The following is a 20,028-nucleotide window of genomic DNA, read 5'->3' on the forward strand; positions in this document are numbered from 1 at the left end:
AATGGTGTCCAATGGCCTTTAGCGGCTATGCTAAAGTGGATCCAAACAACTTAACTGTACCGCCGGTGTACGTCTTCTCAAAAGGAATGGGGAGCTTTTGACCTTACCGGACACGCCACGCTGGGGCTCTATGCGCTATTTGCTGATTTTATTGTTGTGCGGGCTGCCGATGCTCGCCAGCGCCATTGAGTTCAACCAGGACACCCGCAGCCTGGCGCTGGGCCGAGCTATGCAAGTGCTCGAAGACCCCACCGATTCGCTCACCATTGCCGACGTCAGCGCGCCTTCCGCCGCCCGGCAGTTCAAACCCCACGATAAAGACACCCTCAATGCCGGCTATTCACGTTCGGTGTTCTGGCTCAAGGTCAACCTGCATTACCTGCCCTACGGCCCCGAGGCCCAACGCACCTGGCTGTTGGAGCTGGCCTACCCGCCGCTGGACCACCTCGACCTGTACCTGCCCGACAGCACCGGCAACTACCGTCTGGCCGGGCGCACTGGGGATGCGCTGCCGTTTTCCGCCCGTGAGATTCGCCAGAACAACTACCTGTTCAAAGTCGACTTCAATCCTGGAGAGGCGAAGACCGTCTACCTGCGTCTGCAAAGCGAAGGTTCGATCCAGGCCCCGCTGACACTCTGGTCCAGCACCGCCTACCTGGAGCAGCAGCCGCTGCGCCTGTATGTATTGGGCCTGATCTACGGCGTGTTGCTGGGGATGCTGGTCTACAACCTGTTTATCTACCTCAGTGTGCGCGATACCAGCTACCTCTATTACATCTTCTATATCGCTTCGTTCGGCATGTACCAACTGTCGGTCAACGGCGCGGCGGTGGAGTATTTCTGGCCGAACAACCCGTGGTGGGCGAATGCCGCGACGCCGTTCCTTATTGGCGCGGCGGCGTTGTTTGGTAGCCTGTTTGCGCGCAGTTTCCTGCATACCGCACTGCACAGTCGCTGGATCAATAGTTTTCTGCTGGCGCTGGTGGGCTGCGGCGCGGTGGTCATGTTGCTGTCGCTGATGACCAGCTACGCCCTGGCGCTGCGCCTGGCTACCGGCTTGGCGTTGGTGTTTACCGTGACCATCTTTGTCGCCGCCATCAAGGCCTGGTATTGCGGCCAGCGGGTGGCGCGCTATTTCATCATCGCCTGGTCGGCCTTCCTGCTGGGCGGGGTGGTGAATACGCTGATGGTGCTGGGCTACCTGCCCAATGTGTTCCTTACGATGTACGCCAGCCAGATCGGTTCGGCGATTGAAGTGGCGCTGTTGTCCCTGGCGTTGGCAGACCGCATCAATTCCATGCGTGAGCAACAGGCACAGATTCTCCTCGACGCCAGCCAGAAGCTCGAAGTGCTCAACCAGCAGCTTGCCCGCAGCAACCGGCTCAAGGATGAGTTCCTCGCCACACTGACCCACGAACTGCGTACCCCCATGAACGGCGTGATCGGCTCCCTTGAGCTGATGCAAACCGTGCCGCTGGACGACGACCTGGCGCAATACCAGCAAACCGCTGCCGGCTCGGCGCGAGACATGATGCGCATGGTCAATGGCATTCTCACCCTCACCGAACTTCAGGCTGGGCGCCTGAGTGCCCAGTCGCAGGTGTTCAGCCTGCGCGGGGTGCTCGACACCTTGCGCCAGCAGTTCAGTGTCAGCGCCCAAAGCAAGGGCCTGGCGTTTTCCATCGACGTGGCCGATGAACTGCCGGACCGGGTGGTGGGCGACGCCGACAAACTGATCCAGTGCCTGGATTGCCTGCTGGACAACGCATTCAAATTCACCCACGAAGGCGCCGTACGCCTGCGGGTGGTGGGCGTGCCCCACAGTGACGGTGGCTTGCGCTTGAGCTTTATTGTGACTGACACCGGTATTGGCTTCGCCTTCCTGGACGAGGCCACTCTGTACCAGCGGTTTTTCCAGCTGGATGGTTCCATGACTCGCGAATACGGCGGCCTGGGTATCGGCCTGGCGATCTGTCGGCAATTGATCGAGCTGCTGGGCGGGCGCCTTACCCATCATTCCGAGTTGCGCAAGGGCAGCCGCTTCCAATTGGAGGTGGAAGTCAGCCCGGTGGCGCCAGAAGCAAAACCAGCAGTGGACCGGCAGCGTGCGCCCCAAGACTGCGCGGTGCTGCTGGTGGATGACAACAGCGTCGGCCAACTGGCAGTGCGCGGCATGTTGCTCAAACTGGGTTACCGGGTAAAAAACGTGGACAGCGGCCCCAGCGCTCTAGCGGCCTTGCAGGGCGGCAATTTCGACGCAGTCGTGTTGGATCTACCTGAAGGCGGCTTCTCATTGTGCTGTCAGATCCGTGCTCTGCCGGGCTGCGGTGAGTTGCCGGTGATTGCCTTGAGCACGTCACTGAATGTGTCTGAACGCGAGCACTGTCATGGCATCGGCGTATCCGACCGCCTCGCCAAGCCCGTGCGTTTCGAGGCCTTGCAGGCGGTGTTGACACGCCGGGTGCTGTGTCCGCAAGAGGGTGAACGCGCCGGGTATTCGGCGGGTATGCCACTTTTTTAAGGCGGATGACGGTGCTTAACTGAAATTCAGGCCTCAACCCAACGGGGCTGTTTCCAGGAGGCCCGTCATGAACCTGCACCCATTCGCTGAAACCCACGACGTCACCAACCAGCCCCCATCCCTGGATGGCACCAACCTGTACCGCATCGACTTGCCTTTGCAAGAGTGGTCGCGCCGCTATGGCGCAGGCTGGGCAGAGGCGCGCATCGATGCCTACGGCGCACTGGCCGGTGGGCCGTTGATGGCGGCCGGGTTCCTGGCGAACCAGAATAAACCGGTGTTCAACAGTCATGACCGTTATGGTCATCGCATCGACTTGGTGGAGTTTCACCCGGCCTACCACGAGCTGATGCGCACGGCCGTCGAACATGGCCTGCCGTCGTTGCCGTGGGCTCATCCGCAATCCGGCGCCCATGTGGCGCGGGCCGCGTTGACGTACCTTCACAGCCAGGCCGAAGCCGGCACCGGCTGCCCGCTGACCATGACCTTCGCCTGCGTCCCGGCCCTGCGCCTGCAACCAGACCTGGCGAAGACCTGGTTGCCGAAAATCCTCAGCACCGAATACGACCCGCGCAATGTCGGCATTGCCCACAAGGCCGGCGCCACCATCGGCATGGCCATGACCGAAAAACAGGGCGGCACCGATGTGCGGGCCAACACGACCCGTGCCTATCCCGTGGGCGCAGGCGGCCCGGGGCAGGCTTACGAACTGGTGGGGCATAAGTGGTTCTGCTCGGCGCCGATGTGCGATGGGTTCTTGACCCTGGCCCAGACTGACAAGGGCCTCACCTGTTTCCTTCTACCTCGGCACCGTCCAGATGACACGCGCAACGAGTTCTATATCCAACGCCTGAAAAACAAGCTCGGCAACTGCTCCAACGCCTCCAGCGAAGTAGAGTTCCGTGGTGCCCTGGCCTGGATGATCGGCGAAGAAGGCCGCGGCGTGCCGACCATCATCGAGATGGTTGCCATGACCCGCTTCGATTGCATGGTCGGCTCCAGCGCCTTGATGCGCCAGGCGCTGACCCAGGCCAGCCATCATTGCGCCCACCGTTTGGTGGGTGGTCGTGTGCTCAGTGAACAACCGCTGATGCAAAACGTGCTGGCCGACCTGGCCTTGGAAAGCGAGGCCGCCTTGGCCTTGAGCCTGCGCATGGGCCGCGCGCTGGATCACCTGGGCGATGAGCAGCAAGCCAAATTCGCCCGGCTGGTGACGGCGGTGGGCAAGTATTGGATCTGCAAGCGCGCGCCGGCGATGATCAACGAAGCGGCCGAATGCATGGGCGGTGCCGGGTATGTCGAGGACAGCATCCTCCCGCGCCTCTACCGTGAGGCGCCGGTGAATTCGACGTGGGAAGGTTCCGGCAATGTGCAGTGCCTGGATGTGCTGCGCGCATTGTCCAAGGAGCCGGGTGTATTGGAAGCGCTGTTTGTCGAGTTGGGCGATGGCCAGGGTGACAAGCAACTGGCGCGGCACATCGAGCGCCTGAAGTCGGCGTTCATGGACACCCAGGACATCCAGTACCGCGCACGCCAGCTGACCGAGGATATTGCTGTCGCCTTGCAGGCCAAGCTGTTGCTGGAGGCGGGGAATGCGGCGGTCAGTGATGGCTTTATCGCCAGCCGGTTGGGTGAATCGTCGGGTCGGGTGTATGGCGCCTTGCCACGCGGCATTGATGTGGCGGCGATTGTCCAGCGAGCCACACCCCATCCCCCCAAGTAAACCCGGGCCAGGGGAGGGCAAGCCCCCTCCCGCATTTTAAAATGCATTCCAAACCACCTGTTTCAGTGAAGCCGGGATACAGGCAAGATAAAGGCCAGCACGTCAGAACACAGGATGCTTACCGTGACCGAAGCTTTTGTTGTCGTTCAAACCGCCGAAGAAGCCGTGGACCGGCTGGCGGCTCTGCATGAGCGTGCTACCGGCGCGCTCAACCAGGCCCTCAAGCAATACCTCAAGGACCGCGTCGAACCCGACGCCGCACAACGCGCTCTGTTTCGCTATCCGGAACTGCGCCTGACCTACCACTGCCACGGCGAAGTCCCACAGACCACCCGGGCATATGCCAAGGTTCAGTTGCCGGGGACCTACAGCGTCACCGTCACCCACCCGTCGGCATTCCGTAAATACCTGCTGGAGCAACTGGTGCCGTTGATGCACGACTTCACCGTGACGGTGGAAGTGGGCGTCAGCCAGCAGAATATTCCTTACCCGTACGTGGTGGAGCAGGGCGACGAGCTAGCCGGCTCCGGCGTGACCGCTGCGACCCTGGCCCGGGTGTTCCCGAGCACCGACTTGTCGGCCGCCACCGATGGCATTGCCGATGGCCTCTACGACTGGGAAAACACCGACCCGCTGCCCCTGGCACTGTTCGATGCGGCCCGTGTGGACTTCTCTCTGCGCCGTCTGGTGCATTACACCGGCAGCGACTGGCGACATGTGCAGCCGTGGATCCTGCTGACCAACTATCACCGTTACGTCGACCAGTTCATCCTGCATGGCCTGGAGCAATTGCGCAGCGACCCACGCTTTATCCGCATGGTGCTGCCGGGCAACGTGGTGATCGACAAGAGCATGGACCATGGCGAAGCGTCAGCCATCGCTGCGGGTGTGGTCTGGCACCGTTACCAGATGCCGGCATACCACCTGCAGGCCACTGATGGCCACGGCGTGACATTGGTGAATATCGGCGTGGGCCCATCCAACGCCAAGAACATCACCGACCACCTCGCTGTGCTGCGTCCGCATTGCTGGCTGATGATCGGCCACTGCGGCGGCCTGCGCCAATCCCAGACCATCGGCGACTACGTACTGGCCCACGCCTACATGCGTCGCGACGGGATTCTCGACCGCGTGGTACCGCCGAACATCCCGATTCCGGCCCTGGCCGAAGTGCAGATGGCCTTGCAGCAAGCCGCCGCCAATGTCACCGGCGAAAAAGGCGAAGAGCTTAAAAAACGCCTGCGCACCGGCACCGTGCTGACCTACGACGACCGTAACTGGGAACTGCGCTGGGCTCAGGAACGGCCGCTGATCAACCTGTCCCGCGCCGTGGCGGTGGACATGGAAAGCGGCACCATCGCTGCCCAAGGCTACCGTTTGCGAGTGCCGTACGGCACCTTGCTGTGTGTCTCGGATAAACCGCTGCACAGTGAGATCAAACTGCCCGGTTCGGCCAACGCGTTCTATGAACGTGCGGTCAGCCAGCACTTGAAGATCGGCATCGAGGCGGTGGACCTGTTGCGCACCGAACTTAACTCGCTGCACTCGCGCAAACTGCGCAGCTTCGACGAACCGCCGTTCCGCTAAGCGGTTGGGATGGTCATTTAGCGGTCAGGCCACTAGCATTGTCGGTCCTGACCGTTAGATGTTCCTTTTGCCATGTCCCGTCCTACTCGCCCCGATTCGCGCCGCCCTGGTGTGAAACCTCCGCATTCCTCCGCTCGTCGTGTCGCCAAGGCGCCACCGGCCGAGCCGAAGTTGATCCTGTTCAATAAGCCATTCGACGTGCTGACCCAGTTCAGCGACGAAGGCGGACGGGCGACCCTCAAGGATTTTATCGACATACCCGGCATCTACCCGGCGGGCCGACTGGACCGCGACAGCGAAGGCCTGTTGCTGCTGACCAATGACGGCCAGTTGCAGGCACGGATTGCCGATCCCAAGCACAAGCTGGCGAAAACCTACTGGGTTCAGGTGGAAGGCGAGCCGACGCAAGAACAACTGCAGCAACTGCGCGACGGTGTCGAGCTTAACGATGGCAAGACCTTGCCCGCCGAAGCGCGACAACTGGAAGAACCGGAGTTATGGCCGCGCAACCCGCCGGTGCGGTTTCGCAAAAGCGTGCCGACCCACTGGCTGGAGCTGGTGATTCGTGAGGGGCGTAACCGCCAGGTACGGCGTATGACCGCAGCGGTAGGCTTGCCGACCTTGCGCCTGGTGCGCGTGCGCATTGGCGACTGGTCTATCGAAGGCCTCGACCAAGGCCAGTGGAAGGAAGTGCCGGCGCGCTTATAAGGCGCCGGACTCGATCAGGCCGATTACCACGCTCTTGATGATGAACGCGGCCACGCCCAGGCCCAGCACGAAAAACAGGATGAACGAGCCAAAGCGCCCGGCTTTGGATTTCTTCGCCAGGTCCCAGACGATAAAGCCCATGAAAATGATCAGGATGGTGACGAGGCCGGTCATCATCCATTCTTCGAAGAGGGCGGGGTCGATGTTGTTCATGGGGCTCTTCCGTGGGGCGGGCGGCAAGTATAAGGCAGCGCTACAGGCGCAACATTGACCTGAGTCCAAGCGTAATCCAAATGTGGGAGGGGGATTGCTCCCTCCCACATTTGACCTTCACTGATCTCAGGTGCGCAGGTGGGTCAATGGCAGCTCGGTGCTGTTCAATACCTGGTTGAGCACAAAACTCGACCGCACACTGGTCACCCCTTCGATCCGGGTCAGGTGCCCCAGCAGCAATTTCTGATAGTGATCCATATCCGGCACCACCACTTTCAACTGGTAGTCCGCATCCATCCCCGTCACAAGGCTGCATTCGAGCACTTGCGGCAAGGTGCGGATGGCCGCTTCGAAGTTCTCGAAACGCTCGGGCGTGTGACGGTCCATGCCGATCAGCACGTAGGCCGTGAGACTCAGGCCGAGCATCTTGCGGTCGAGCAGGGCGACCTGGCGCGAGATGTACCCATCGTCCTCCAACTGCTTGACCCGGCGCGAGCACGGCGAAGGCGACAAGCCGATGCGCTCGGCCAACTCCTGGTTGGAGATCCTCGCGTCACGCTGCAATTCCGCCAAAATACTCAGGTCGTATCGGTCAAGCTTGCTCATTGGGTTGGCCTTTGTCGTAACTATTGCGGTGAATTATCCATGAAGGGTTAAAAATTGCGCAAGCACTGTTTATTGACGCAATCTTCGCAATCATCTGGCGGGCGCGGGCCTGTATCTTTATCAACAGAATCACCGCCTGGACAACAGTCCACAGCAGCGAGCCCAATCAGGCCTGCTGCGGCCGCCACCCCAGCAGGGTTGAGCCGGCCTCCAGGCTGCACACTGTCTACAAGACGGCGTGAGGTGAGCCAACGCCAAAAGCGTTGAGCCAGGACGAAGTTCTCAAGGGGTGGCCGACGGGTCACCCCTTTTCTTTTGCCTGCTGATAACCTGTGCCAGAACCGGGCCCCTCTTTTCCAGTCTCATGGACAGGCCCTAATCCGCAGTGAGGAATAGCATGAAGCGCATCTGGCGTATGGCAGGTGTTGGTTTGCTGGTGGTCAGTGTCGGCACGCAAGTCGTGGCTGACGAGCGCGATAACTCACCGAATCAAGGGCAGCGGCCGCAAGGCGGTGGTGGGCAGCATGAGCGTGGTCCTGAAGGCGGGCGGCCCGAAAATAATCCGCCGCGACCCGAGAACAATCAGCCACGTCCGCAGAATCAGCATTTTGAACGTGGCGGCCCTAACGGCGGCGGGCAATGGCAAAGTCGTCCGCAAAACAATGAGCAGCCTCGGCCGGCGCCGCAGCCCCAACCGGCAAACAACCTGCCGATCCAGGGCCGGCCCGATACCGTGCGCCAGACCCAGGAACCGCGCCAGGGTTACTACCGCGACATTCCCCGGCGCAACGACGACAACCGACATTGGGAGGCCGGCGGCCCAGGTTCCCGTCCGGGCGACAGCGGACGTCCCAACGATAATCGCTGGCCAGGTCGCCCCGACGGCCATGGCAATGGCTGGGGCCCAGGCCCGCAGCATCGTCCCGGCTATATCATTGATCGTTTCCCCGACCGCAATTACCGCGTGCCGTATCGCGGGCAGGACTACTTTTTCTCCGGCGGCTACTGGTATCGCCCACAGGGGCCGCGCTACGTCGTAGTGGCGCCGCCGTATGGCATCCGGGTGCATTACCTGCCGGATTATGCGCGGGAAGTGTGGGTGGGGGGTTCACTGCTATTCCTTGCCGCTGGCGCCTACTACGCCTACGAGCAAAGCACCCAGCAATACGTGGTGGTCCAACCCCCGGCGCAAGTGCCTTCGCCGCAACCGGCGCCGCAGGGCAATGGCTATGACGTGGTCGCCTATCCGGCCAACGGCCAGTCACCGGCCCAGGTGCAGCAGGACGGTTATGACTGTTACCGCTGGGCGGTGCAGCAAAGCGGCTTCGACCCGCAGGCCGTCACCTACGCCCCTGACCCGGCGGTGGTGCAAGCCTACCGTCAGGCCCAGGGCAACTGCTTGAGCAGTCGCGGTTACCAGGTCCAGTATTAGGCCTTGGCGCCCGTGACCACTTCCTGCGGGTCGGCGTGCACCAGCACTTCGGCGCGCGGGTAGACGTGGTGAATGGCATCGGCGGCCTGATCGCTGATGCCGTGGGCCACTGACAGGGTCAACTCCCCCGGCAACTCCAGGTGCAACTGCACAAACCAGTGGTTGCCCGACACCCGCGTGCGCAGGTCATGGGCCCCCAGTACCCCGGGCACCCCACGGGCGAGTTCGAGCATGTGCTGGCTCACGTCCGGCGGCAGTTCTTCATCCATCAGCACCGCAAAGCTTTCGCGGGCGATCTGGATCGCGCTCCACAAGATGTAGGCGGCAATCCCCAGCCCGAACCAGGCATCGACCTGATGGAAACCGAAGCCCGCCAGCACCAGCGCCACCAGGATGCTGCCGTTGAGCATCAGGTCGGAGCGGTAATGCAGCGAATCGGCGCGCACGGCATTGGAGCCGGTTTCGCGGATCACCCGGTGTTGCAGCATCAGCAGCGCCACCGTCAGCGCCAGCGAAAACACGATCACCCCGATGCTCAACCACGGCGCCCCCACGGGCTCGGGATGCTGCAAGCGCGTATAGGCCTGCAGCGCGATCAACACCGCACTGCCGCCGATAAACAGCGCCTGAGCCATGCCCGCCAGCGACTCCGCCTTGCCATGGCCGTAACGGTGATCGTCATCGGCCGGGCGCAAGGCGTAATGCACCGCCAGCAGGTTCAACAGTGACGTCACGCCATCGAGCAACGAGTCCGTCAGCCCGGCGAGCATGCTCACCGACCCGCTGAACCACCAGGCAATCGCCTTGGTAACAATCAGCACACAGGCCACGCCAACGGAGGCGCGGGTGGCCAGGCGCAGAAGCCTGGCGTGTTCGGGGCTGCTGGTCATGGGCAGTCCTTATGCGGCGGGTTGCAGGCCCAGGCTGGCGAGTTGCTGCACGCTGCCCTTGAACTGGATCATGCGCGGATCGTCCAGCGGCAAGGTACGGCCGGTTTCTTTCTGGATGATGCTTTGCAGCTTGGCATTGTCGACCTTGCCGTCGGCGCCAATGGCTTCGTGGAGTTTTTCCGGGGACACCTGGGCGGTCTTGCCCGGTTCGAAGTAAATGGCGCCCGTGGCGAAGTCGACGCCAAAGGCGATCAGGCCGGGGATTACATAAAACAGCAGGCCCACGGCGTCGAGTACGGCAATCGTCGGGTCGATCTTGCCGTCGATCTGGCCACGGCGGTCCGGGTAGAAAATCGAACCGCAGGCCGTCAGTTGGCTCAGCAGTGTGACGGCGAGGACACCGCCGATGACACGGGAAGCGATACGCATGAAGACTCTCCTGAACACAGTTGATACGGGACTATATAGCACTGCCATTGAGACCAGCGTCGGCATCCGGCAGTTCGCCGTTATACTCGCCGCTCTGCTTTGGAGCCAGTATGAATTCGTTGCCAATCGATGATGTTTTACCCGCCCTGCGTGACGCCTTGGCGAATCGCCATGAAGCCGTGCTGGAAGCGCCGCCCGGCGCCGGTAAAACCACCCGTGTGCCCTTGGCCTTATTAAACGAGCCCTGGCTGGCCGGGCAGACCATCCTGATGCTCGAACCACGCCGCCTGGCCGCACGCGCCGCTGCCGAACGCCTGGCCAGTGAGCTGGGTGAAAAGGTCGGCGAAACCGTCGGCTACCGCATCCGCCTCGACAGTAAAGTCGGCCCCAACACTCGCATCGAAGTGGTTACCGAGGGCATCCTCACCCGTCGCCTGCAGGACGACCCGGCGCTGGACGGCGTGGGCCTGCTGATCTTTGACGAGTTCCACGAACGCAGCCTCGACGCCGACCTGGCGCTGGCCCTGAGCCTCAACGGCCGCGAGCTGTTTCGCGACGAGCAACCGCTGAAAATCCTGCTGATGTCCGCGACCCTGGAAGGTGAGCGCCTGGCCAGCCTGCTGGATGACGCGCCGATCCTGCGCAGTGAGGGGCGCATGTTCCCGGTGCAGATGCGCTGGGGCCGGCCGTACCAGGCTGGCGAATTTATCGAGCCGCGGGTGGTGCAGACCGTCCTCGAAGCGGTGCATGACGAGACCGGCAGCGTGCTGGTGTTTCTGCCGGGGCAGGCCGAGATTCGCCGGGTCCACCAGCAACTGGCCGACGCGCTGGGTGATCGCCTGGATGTGCTGTTGTGCCCGCTGCATGGCGAGTTGGACTTGAACGCCCAGCGCGCCGCCATCGACCCGGCACCTGCAGGTAAACGCAAAATCGTACTGGCCACCAACATCGCCGAGACCAGCCTGACCATCAACGGCGTGCGCGTGGTGATCGACGCCGGGTTGGCGCGGGTGCCGCGTTTCGACCCCGGCAGCGGCATGACCCGCCTCGACACCCAGCGCATTTCCCGCGCCAGCGCCACCCAGCGCGCCGGCCGGGCAGGGCGCCTGGAACCGGGCGTGTGTTATCGATTGTGGTCCGAAGACCAGCATGAAGGCCTGGCCGCGTATGGCAGTGCGGAAATCCTCGCGGCTGACCTCGCCGGCCTGGCCTTGCAACTGGCGCGCTGGGGTGTCACGCCCACGCAGTTGGTGTGGCTGGATGTGCCGCCGACCGCCGCCTATGCCCAGGCCCAGGATCTGTTGCAACGCCTCGGCGCATTAAACGAAGACACACTGACCGGCCATGGCCAGAAAATGGCCGAATTGCCGGCTCACCCGCGCATCGCCCATTTGCTGCTGCGCGGGCAGGACCTGGGGCTGGCGGCCACCGCGTGTGATGTCGCCGCCTTGTTGGGTGAGCGCGATATCTTGCGCGGCGGCGGCGCGGATGTGCACAGTCGTCTGGCGTTGCTCTCCGGCGAAGAACGGGCGCGGGGCACCCAAGGCGGCGTACAACGGGCCAGGCAATTGGCGCGGCAATATCGCGGGTATTTGCGAGGCAAGGCCACGCAACCGGTGGCCGATCCCGAGCATCCACGTTGGCTCGGCGCTTTGCTCGCCCTGGCGTACCCAGACCGCGTCGCCCAGCAACGCCGCCCCGGCGGCGCCGAATACCGCCTGGCCAACGGCCGCGCTGCGCTGTTCGCCGAAGCCGACAGCCTGATGAAACAACCCTGGCTGGTCATCGCCGACCTGGGCAGCCGCCAGGGCCAGCGCGAAGAACGCATCTACCTGGCAGCGGATTTTGATCCAGCGCTGTTCGAGTCGGTACTCGCCGAGCAAGTGCGCAATGTTGACCAGTTGGACTGGGACGAGCGCGAAGGCGTATTGCGCGCCGAACGCCAGCGCAAAGTCGGTGAACTGGTGCTCAGCCGCGAACCGCTGACCGGCCTCGACGAATCCGCACGCAGCCAGGCGCTGGTCAATCTGGTGCGGCGCAAAGGCCTGGAACTGTTGCCCTGGACGCCCGAGCTGCGCCAATGGCAGGCCCGCGTGATGCTACTGCGCCAGTTGGACACCGGCAAAACCAGCGAATGGCCCGACATCAGCGACAAGGCCTTGCTCGCCGGTTTGGAGCACTGGCTGATGCCCTACCTGGGCAAAGTCTCACGCCTGAGCCATTTTGCCAGCCTGGATATCTCCAGCTACCTGCACAACCTGCTGCCCTGGCCGCTGCCCCAGCGCCTCGACGAACTGGCGCCGCAGCATGTGAAAGTGCCGTCTGGCTCGTCGGTGCGCCTGGACTACAGCGAACAGCCGCCGATCCTGGCGGTACGCTTGCAGGAGCTGTTCGGGCTGGCGGATACGCCGCGCATTGCCGGCGGGCGTCAGGTGGTGAAGTTGCACCTGCTGTCCCCGGCGCGGCGGCCGGTGCAGGTGACGCAGGACCTGGCGAATTTCTGGCGCAGTACCTACGCCGAGGTGAAGAAGGATTTGAAGGGGCGTTATCCGAAACACTATTGGCCGGATGATCCGTTGATCGCCGAGCCGACGGCCCGGATCAAGCCGCGCAAGTAAGCGTTACAGAGATCTAAATGTGGGAGGGGGCTTGCCCCCGATAGCAGTAGGTCAGTGAAAGGTATTTCAACTGATACACCGCCATCGGGGGCAAGCCCCCTCCCACATTTGGATCTTTAGCGTTAGTTATTGCGCGGCGGGCAGCAGGAACCGGGCTATTACCGGCAGATGATTTGAGATACGCAACGTATCCTCCTGTCGCACCTTCGCCTCCACCCGCTTGATCCGCGAGCTATAGAACAGGTAATCCACCGTGCGATCCGGCCCGTCCAGGCTTGGGTCATTGGGGAAATACGTCAGCCATTTTTCACGGTTTATCCCGCTGGATTGGCTGTTGCTCGGGATCATCGGGTATTTGTCCCACAACAAATGCAGTTCGCTGTCCGGCGAATACTGCCCGCGCTTGCCAGCATCCAACCGTAGGAATTGCCCCAGTGGCAGCAGGTTGAAGTCGCCGCCGATCAGCCACGGGGTGCCGCGGCCTTCGAATTTATCCAGTAATTTCACGGTGGCTTGCACTTGCTCCTGCACGGCACTGCGCCCAGGTGCGTCGTCGTCCAGGCGGGTGTTGAGCACCGCCAGTTGGCCGCCGTCGCTCAGGGGCAGGTAGGTCAGCAGCAAGGCCGGTTTTGGCTGGAATTGGCGGTGGATGATGTTGGCGTCCGGCGCCGGCAGTTGCAGGCGTTCGGCGTGTTCGATCTGGTAGCGGCTGAGGGTCGCGAGTTTGCGGCCGACGCTGCCGAAGATATGCAGGTCGGGCACAAAGTCGGCCTTCCAGTCGAAGGCCTGGGCGCTGCACGGGTAGAGGTCGACCAGGCGTTCCTGCAACAGCGCGAACTGGTCCTGGTAATGGGAGGGCTTGGCGTTTTCGTCGAGTTCCTGCAACAGCAGGATGTCGGGCTGTTCGTCGCGAATCACCCGCGCCACTTCGTCCAGGCTCACGGCCATGTCTTCCACGGTGGGGCGGTCGTCCGGGCCGTTGCCGTCGGGGGGGTCGTACCAGAACACGTAGTTCTTGCCGGCCAGGTATTGCACGTTCCACGTCATGACCTTGAGCGCCTGCCCCGGCAGCAGCGTCGGCGCACGGGGCGCGACGCAGCTCACTGGCAAGGTTTCCTTGGGCGCGGGGCGCCAGGTCAGGCTGTAGATCAGGGCGGTGAGCACGCCTGCGAGAATCAGCAGGCCCAGCAAGGTGATGCGCAATAAACGGGTCATCGGCTCGGCTTATAGCGTTTCAGGAATGGCACGGAGCATATCACCGCGCGTCGGCATCGCCACCGATCAGCATGAATAAACGGAACAGCACCACACTGGTGAACAACTGCAGGAAGCTGTGGGCACTGTCCATCAACAGCCCCAGCAACGGCGCCGGGTTGGGATACGCCGCCACGCTGGCGCCTTTGAGCAGCCACAGCGGGGTCATGACGCACAGCAGGCACACCAGGATCCGCCAGAAATGCCCACGGGTCAGACGCAAACTTTCCTTCATCGCCTCCAGTGCCGGCATGCCGCGCAGCACCAGCAGGTACTCGGCGAAGGCCAGCACCACCATCAGCCACAGGCCCGGCAGGAAATACAGCGACAGGCCCAGCAGGATCAGCAGCGTGCTCATGGCCGTCAGCAGCGCAAAACGCGGCCACAAGGCCAGCGCCATCGCCCACACATCCTTGGTGCGCGGCGACTCGCCACGGGTGCGCGCATCGAGGAACAGGATCAGCGCGCCGGTGTACAGCGGGTACACCAATAACCCCACCACCACGCTGTAGCCGGCAAACGCATCCGCGCCCAGCGTGTGGTCCAGTATCTGTTGCAGCAAGGCTTCGAGAATCACCAGCGGCAGGCACAACTGGACGATGGCGCCCAGGTTGCTGCGGGTAAAACGGAGGGAGTCGCGCAAGACGTCTAACGGATTCATCAGGTTCATCGCAGGCCTGGAAACAAGGGCGACACTTTAACCGATCACGGTCAGAGGGGCACAAACGTAAACCTTGAGTAAAGACCATTGAAACAACTCGTAACACCCCCATAACTGGAAAGCACCCGACCTGATCACAGGCGGGACCAGAATTTCTACCGGCAATCTAACGAGGTCGCCATGAACAGCGAAGAGCAAACCCTGATCGATGGACTGTTTTCACGGTTGCAGCAAGCCGAAACGGACTCAGCCCCCCGCGACGCCCAGGCCGAAGCGCGGATCAAGGAGCACATGACTCGCCAACCGGCCGCCGGGTACTACATGACCCAGTCGATTCTGGTGCAGGAACACGCACTCAAGAGTCTCGACGCGCAGAACAAACAGCAGGCGCAACAGATCCAGCAATTGCAGGACGAGTTGCAGCGGGCCAAATCCACGCAGCCGGCGGCGTCGAGCGGCGGTGGTTTCTTGTCGAGCATCTTTGGCGGCGGCGGTTCCCGTGACGCGCAAGCGGCGCCGAGCGCGCCGAGCAATTCGGGCGGAGGCTGGCGTGAACCAACGCGGCCTTCGTTCGGCGGCCAGCCCGCGCCGCAGCAAAACTATCAACAGCCCCAACAACCGGCCGCCGCCGCGCCAATGGGCAGTGGCTTCCTCGGCGGCGCGATGAAAACCGCCGCCGGCGTGGCCGGTGGTGTATTGCTGGCCGAAGGCATCAGCAGCCTGTTCCATCACAACCAGCAACCGCAGGTGGTGGAAGAAATCATCGAGCAACCGGCACCGGCCAGCGATCAAGGCGGCTGGGGCAATGATGACCAAAAATTTGCCGGCAATGACAACTGGGGCGGCAACAACGCGGACAGTTTTGCCGATAGCGATTATTCCGACGATTCCTCTTCCTTTGGCGACGACGATTCCTTCGTCTGACATACCTAGTCCGGGGCGCTGCGGCGTCCCGGTCTGATTTTTTCCGGAAACTTTCTCGCGGCTGGCATACTGGCACCCTTTCCGGGCTCTGGCGCCTGGCTGTCATGAGGAAGTGCGGTGAAGAAAATTGCAGTGTTCGCCGATGTACAAAACCTCTACTACACCGTCCGCCAGGCGTACGGCTGCCACTTCAACTACGCCGCCCTCTGGGCAGACATCGGCTCCCGCGGGCAGATCGTCGAGGCGTACGCCTATGCCATCGACCGTGGCGACAGCAAGCAGCAGCAATTCCAGCAGATCCTGCGCAACCTGGGCTTTACGGTGAAACTCAAACCGTACATCCAGCGCAGTGACGGCTCGGCCAAGGGCGACTGGGACGTGGGCATCACCCTCGACATCATGGACGCCGCCGACCACGTCGACGAAGTGGTGCTGGCCTCCGGCGACGGTGATTTCGACATGCTGCTCGAACGCATCATCCAAAAGCATGGGGTTGAAGCCGTGGCCTACGGCGTGCCGGGGCTGACGGCCAATTCACTGATACGCGCCGCCAGCCGCTACGTGCCGATCGAAGGCGCGTTGCTGCTCAAATAAATGCTCAGACGGAGTTGGAACAGGTTTGGAACGTATAGCGGTCATCGACTTTGAAACCACCGGCATCACGCCGAGCAGCCACTGCCGGGCCACGGAAATTGCCGTGGTCATCCTTGAGCGTGGCCAGATCGTGGACCGCTACCAGAGCCTGATGAACGCAGGCGTGCGCGTGCCGGGCTTTATCGAACAACTCACCGGCATCAGCAACGCCATGCTGCGCAGCGCTCCACCGGCCGAGCGGGTGATGAACGAAGTGAATGAATTCGTCGGCACCACGCCGCTGATGGCGCACAACGCCGCGTTCGACCAGAAGTTCTGGGACTTTGAACTCGGCCTGATCCGCCGCACCCGCCTGCAAAAATTCGCCTGCTCCCTGCTGCTGGCCCGCCGATTGATGCCGGCTGCGCCGAACCACAAGCTCGGCACGTTGAACTCATTCGCAAAACTGCCCCACACCGGCCAGGCCCACCGGGCGCTGGCGGATGCGGAAATGGCGGCCAACCTTACGGCGCACCTGGCCCAGGAATTGCGGCGTACCCACGGCTTGCGCGAGCTGTCCCACGATTTTCTGTGCACCCTGCAGAAAGTGCCGGCGGCGAAGATCAATGAGCATTTGAAGAAGCATCGCGGGTTCTGACAGAACAACGCCGCTCAAAATGTGGGAGGGGGCTTGCCCCCGATAGCGGTGTGTCAGTCGTTTTTCTGTAACTGACCCGCCGCCATCGGGGGCAAGCCCCCTCCCACAGTGTTATGTGTAAGCCTTTGAGAGTTGTGTAGATACCCATGCCCCCGATGACGGTAGATCAGTCACCATCATTTCCCGTTAACGGCCAACTGCCCCAACGGCACCCGCCGCTCTATCGCGCTCGACAAGATGATCGAAGTCTTGCTGAAGCCAAACTTCGCCACCCGATTGATCAAGTTCTCCAACTGCGGCATTGACCCCACCGCAGCCTGCATGATCACGCACGGATCGCCGGTCACCCGGTGGCATTCGGTCAGCTCGGGGATTTCGGCCAGTGCGTCGTACACCTTCTGGCTCCCATGATTGGTCAGCCTCAGCTCAATCACACACTGGATCGGCAAACCGACCTTCGACATATCCACCTTGGCCTGGTAACCGGTGATCACCCCGCTGGCTTCCAGCTTGGCCACGCGCTCGGCCACGGCGGGGGCGGAGAGGTTTACCGTGCGCGCCAGTTGCGCGTAGGACGCGCGGCCGTCTTCGAGCAGGGCGCTGAGGAGCATGCGGTCGTATTTGTCCATGATAAGGCTCCAGTAGCGGGTGGCTTTCGAAAGCATGGGTTATAGCCTTCATAACCATGGTTTGAAAAGTGTATGGGCGGTTTAAACAGGTTTTGTAACTTATGTTTAACGACCTGCCTTTTTAGAATAAGCGTCTCTTATATCTGCTTTCGAGCCGCCCCATGCCTGGCACACGTCGCTTTCCCTTACCGTTGATCGCCGCCTTTTTTGCGTTGTATGTGATCTGGGGGTCTACCTATCTGGTGATCCGCATCGGCGTCGAATACTGGCCGCCGCTGATGCTGGGCGGGATCCGCTTTCTGCTGGCGGGGGCGGCGATGTATGGCTTCCTGCGCTGGCGCGGGGCGCCGGCGCCGACCTGGGAGCAGTGGAAGGCGGCCGCGAAGATCGGCATTTTGCTGCTCACCTTCGGTAACGGTGCGGTGAGCGTGGCCGAGCACACGGGGGTGTCGTCCGGTGTGGCTGCGCTGGCGGTGGCGACGGTGCCGCTGTTCACCTTGCTGTGCGGGTATTTCTGGGGCGCACGCAATACCCGCTTGGAATGGGCGGGCGTGATCCTGGGGATGGTCGGCATTGCCATGCTCAATATGGGCAGCACGTTGCAGTCGAGCCCGATGGGCGCGGCATTGCTGCTGTTTGCAGCGGCGTCGTGGGCGTTTGGTTCGGTGTGGAGCCGGCGCCTGCCGCTGCCGCCGGGTGCCATGGCCAGTGCCGCAGAAATGCTGGTAGCCGGCGTGACGCTGTTGATCGCCAGTGCGCTCACCGGCGAACACCTGCAAGCCATGCCGCCGCTGGAAGGCTGGCTGGCCCTGGCGTACCTGGCCGTGTTCGGCTCGATCATCGCGTTCAACGCCTACATGTACCTGCTCAAACACGTCCGCCCGGCGGCGGCCACCAGTTATGCCTACGTCAACCCGGCGGTGGCGGTGTTGCTGGGGATTGTGTTCATTGGCGAGACCATCGGCCTGGAAGAAGCCTTGGCGATGCTGGTGATCATCAGCGCGGTGCTGTTGATCAGTCTGCCCCAGTGGCGAAAGCCCAAGCCGGAAATAAGGTAAACTGCCGCGCATTACGCCCTTGCGCTGAATTTTTCCTACGGTAAACACATGACTTTCGCCACACTTGGCCTGATCGAACCCTTGCTGCGCGCCCTTGAGACGCTTGGCTACCAGACCCCGACGCCGGTGCAGGCGCAAGCCATTCCGGCGGTGCTGGCCGGTCGCGACCTGATGGCTGCGGCCCAGACCGGCACCGGCAAGACCGCCGGTTTTGCCTTGCCGCTGCTGCAACTGCTGACGATGGAAGGGCCGAAAGTCGCCGCCAACTCGGCGCGTGCGCTGATCCTGTGCCCGACCCGCGAACTGGCCGAGCAGGTACACGCCAGCGTCGCCGAATACGCGCAAAACCTGCCGTTGACCACCTACGCGGTGTACGGCGGCGTGAGCATCAACCCGCAGATGATGAAGCTGCGCAAGGGCGTCGACATTCTGGTCGCCACCCCTGGCCGCCTGATCGACCTGTTCCGCCAGAACGCGCTGAAGCTCAATCAACTGCAAACCCTGGTGCTGGACGAAGCCGACCGCATGCTCGACCTGGGCTTCTCCGAAGAGCTGGCGAACATCTACCGCATGTTGCCGAAAAAGCGCCAGACCTTGCTGTTCTCCGCGACTTTCTCCGATGAGATCCGCACGCTGGCCGGGCAGATGCTCAACGACCCGCTGAGTATCGAAGTCAGCCCGCGCAACGTCGCCGCCAACACCGTCAAGCAGTGGGTAGTGCCGGTGGACAAGAAGCGCAAGGCAGAGCTGTTTGTGCACCTGATGCGCAAAGGCCGCTGGAAGCAGGTGCTGGTGTTCGCCAAGACCCGCAACGGCGTGGATGCGCTGGTGGATAAGTTGCAGGGCCTGGGCATCAATGCCGACGGCATCCATGGCGACAAGCCGCAAGCCACTCGCCAGCGCGCGCTGGATCGCTTCAAGAGCAGCGAAGTGCAGATCCTGGTCGCCACCGATGTGGCGGCCCGTGGCCTGGATATCGAAGACCTGCCGATGGTGGTCAACTTCGACCTGCCGATCGTGGCTGAGGACTACATCCACCGTATCGGCCGTACCGGGCGTGCGGGCAACACCGGCGAGGCGATTTCCCTGGTGTGCGCCGATGAAGTGAACATGCTGTCGGCCATCGAGATGCTGACCCGTCAGACCCTGACCCGCAAGATGGAGCCCGACTTCGAACCGGAACACCGCGTGCCGGGCACCGATGCCAGCGGGCAAGTGGTGAAGAAACCGAAAAAACCGAAGAAGCCTAAAAACTCGGGTGGCGGCGGCGGTAAGCGCAACCTGGGCAAGTGGGTGGACAGCGGGGAGTCGGCGCCGGTGGAGCCGTCGATCAAGCCGGTGCGCAAGGTGCCGGTGTTTAATACCGGGCCGCGTAAGAAGAAGTGATTTTGCGGTTTGGCTGATGGCCCTATCGGGGCATAGGTATCTACACAACTTCCCGTGGATGCTGAATCTATGGCAACTGGGCTGTTGTGGTGAGCGGGCTTGTCCCGCGCTGGGCTGCGAAGCAGCCCCATCAAAGCCACCGCGTTTTTTCAGAAAAA

18 protein-coding genes are annotated in these 20,028 nt (G+C 62.3%); 11 read left to right on the plus strand and 7 right to left on the minus strand.

Going from position 1 to position 20,028, the window contains the following annotated elements:
• Nucleotides 1–130 precede the first annotated feature (130 nt).
• The 4 genes from EJD88_RS18730 to EJD88_RS18745 all read left to right on the plus strand — a co-directional run bounded on the left by EJD88_RS18730 (nt 131) and on the right by EJD88_RS18745 (nt 6,539).
• Nucleotides 131–2,521, plus strand: a complete 2,391-nt coding sequence (locus tag EJD88_RS18730; protein ID WP_158878724.1) for a hybrid sensor histidine kinase/response regulator — start codon at nt 131–133, stop codon at nt 2,519–2,521.
• 67 nt (nt 2,522–2,588) lie between these two features.
• The gene (locus tag EJD88_RS18735; RefSeq protein ID WP_158878715.1) at nt 2,589–4,244 is read left to right on the plus strand and encodes an acyl-CoA dehydrogenase family protein; all 1,656 of its coding nucleotides are present in this window, start codon (nt 2,589–2,591) and stop codon (nt 4,242–4,244) included.
• A gap of 114 nt (nt 4,245–4,358) precedes the next feature.
• The gene (amn, locus tag EJD88_RS18740; protein ID WP_003176267.1) at nt 4,359–5,831 is read left to right on the plus strand and encodes an AMP nucleosidase; all 1,473 of its coding nucleotides are present in this window, start codon (nt 4,359–4,361) and stop codon (nt 5,829–5,831) included.
• Nucleotides 5,832–5,903: 72 nt separating this feature from the next.
• Nucleotides 5,904–6,539 (plus strand): pseudouridine synthase, encoded by a 636-nt coding sequence (locus EJD88_RS18745; protein WP_158878716.1) that lies wholly within the window; start codon nt 5,904–5,906, stop codon nt 6,537–6,539.
• On the opposite strand, the gene EJD88_RS18750 is transcribed toward EJD88_RS18745, so the two are convergent.
• Both EJD88_RS18750 and EJD88_RS18755 read right to left on the minus strand, forming a co-directional pair.
• The gene (locus tag EJD88_RS18750; protein ID WP_025999909.1) at nt 6,534–6,743 is read right to left on the minus strand and encodes a DUF2788 domain-containing protein; all 210 of its coding nucleotides are present in this window, start codon (nt 6,741–6,743) and stop codon (nt 6,534–6,536) included. The genes EJD88_RS18745 and EJD88_RS18750 overlap by 6 nt on opposite strands.
• A gap of 135 nt (nt 6,744–6,878) precedes the next feature.
• Nucleotides 6,879–7,358: an Lrp/AsnC family transcriptional regulator gene (locus EJD88_RS18755; RefSeq protein ID WP_003176264.1), complete on the minus strand. Its 480-nt coding sequence runs from the start codon at nt 7,356–7,358 to the stop codon at nt 6,879–6,881.
• 397 nt (nt 7,359–7,755) lie between these two features.
• Here EJD88_RS18755 and EJD88_RS18760 point away from each other — a divergent pair, with 397 nt between their 5' ends.
• The gene (locus EJD88_RS18760; RefSeq protein WP_158878717.1) at nt 7,756–8,790 is read left to right on the plus strand and encodes a DUF6515 family protein; all 1,035 of its coding nucleotides are present in this window, start codon (nt 7,756–7,758) and stop codon (nt 8,788–8,790) included.
• Here the strand turns inward: EJD88_RS18760 and EJD88_RS18765 are convergent.
• Both EJD88_RS18765 and EJD88_RS18770 read right to left on the minus strand, forming a co-directional pair.
• Nucleotides 8,787–9,680, minus strand: a complete 894-nt coding sequence (locus EJD88_RS18765) for a cation diffusion facilitator family transporter (RefSeq protein ID WP_158878718.1) — start codon at nt 9,678–9,680, stop codon at nt 8,787–8,789. The genes EJD88_RS18760 and EJD88_RS18765 overlap by 4 nt on opposite strands.
• A gap of 9 nt (nt 9,681–9,689) precedes the next feature.
• On the minus strand, nt 9,690–10,109 hold the full coding sequence (locus EJD88_RS18770) for a polyribonucleotide nucleotidyltransferase (RefSeq protein WP_158878719.1): 420 nt from the start codon (nt 10,107–10,109) through the stop codon (nt 9,690–9,692).
• Between the two features lie 110 nt (nt 10,110–10,219).
• On the opposite strand from EJD88_RS18770, the gene hrpB reads away from it, so the two are divergent.
• Nucleotides 10,220–12,727, plus strand: coding sequence for an ATP-dependent helicase HrpB (gene hrpB, locus EJD88_RS18775; protein WP_158878720.1), 2,508 nt, complete (start codon nt 10,220–10,222; stop codon nt 12,725–12,727).
• A gap of 126 nt (nt 12,728–12,853) precedes the next feature.
• On the opposite strand, the gene EJD88_RS18780 is transcribed toward hrpB, so the two are convergent.
• Nucleotides 12,854–13,942 carry an endonuclease/exonuclease/phosphatase family protein gene (locus EJD88_RS18780; RefSeq protein WP_158878721.1) on the minus strand — a complete coding sequence of 363 codons (1,089 nt, stop codon included), beginning with the start codon at nt 13,940–13,942 and terminating at the stop codon, nt 12,854–12,856.
• Nucleotides 13,943–13,982: 40 nt separating this feature from the next.
• A complete protein-coding gene (locus tag EJD88_RS18785) occupies nt 13,983–14,642 on the minus strand; it encodes a YciC family protein (RefSeq protein ID WP_099584828.1) in 660 nt (219 codons plus the stop codon).
• A 180-nt stretch (nt 14,643–14,822) separates the two neighbouring features.
• On the opposite strand from EJD88_RS18785, the gene EJD88_RS18790 reads away from it, so the two are divergent.
• The 3 genes from EJD88_RS18790 (at nt 14,823) to EJD88_RS18800 (ending at nt 16,797) form a co-directional block, all read left to right on the plus strand.
• Nucleotides 14,823–15,566 carry a DUF2076 domain-containing protein gene (locus tag EJD88_RS18790; RefSeq protein WP_158878722.1) on the plus strand — a complete coding sequence of 248 codons (744 nt, stop codon included), beginning with the start codon at nt 14,823–14,825 and terminating at the stop codon, nt 15,564–15,566.
• 117 nt (nt 15,567–15,683) lie between these two features.
• A complete protein-coding gene (locus EJD88_RS18795; protein ID WP_099584700.1) occupies nt 15,684–16,160 on the plus strand; it encodes an NYN domain-containing protein in 477 nt (158 codons plus the stop codon).
• 25 nt (nt 16,161–16,185) lie between these two features.
• On the plus strand, nt 16,186–16,797 hold the full coding sequence (locus EJD88_RS18800; RefSeq protein ID WP_099584701.1) for a PolC-type DNA polymerase III: 612 nt from the start codon (nt 16,186–16,188) through the stop codon (nt 16,795–16,797).
• Nucleotides 16,798–16,973: 176 nt separating this feature from the next.
• Here EJD88_RS18800 and EJD88_RS18805 read toward each other — a convergent pair whose 3' ends face one another.
• Nucleotides 16,974–17,426, minus strand: coding sequence for an Lrp/AsnC family transcriptional regulator (locus EJD88_RS18805; protein WP_099584704.1), 453 nt, complete (start codon nt 17,424–17,426; stop codon nt 16,974–16,976).
• A 161-nt stretch (nt 17,427–17,587) separates the two neighbouring features.
• On the opposite strand from EJD88_RS18805, the gene yedA reads away from it, so the two are divergent.
• Nucleotides 17,588–18,484, plus strand: coding sequence for a drug/metabolite exporter YedA (gene yedA / locus EJD88_RS18810; RefSeq protein ID WP_099584705.1), 897 nt, complete (start codon nt 17,588–17,590; stop codon nt 18,482–18,484).
• A 48-nt stretch (nt 18,485–18,532) separates the two neighbouring features.
• Complete coding sequence (locus EJD88_RS18815; protein ID WP_158878723.1) at nt 18,533–19,870, plus strand: DEAD/DEAH box helicase; 1,338 nt, start codon at nt 18,533–18,535, stop codon at nt 19,868–19,870.
• Nucleotides 19,871–20,028 lie beyond the last annotated feature (158 nt).

This window comes from Pseudomonas sp. PB105 (assembly GCF_009764655.1).
In the GTDB taxonomy this organism is placed as follows: domain Bacteria; phylum Pseudomonadota; class Gammaproteobacteria; order Pseudomonadales; family Pseudomonadaceae; genus Aquipseudomonas; species Aquipseudomonas cyclaminis.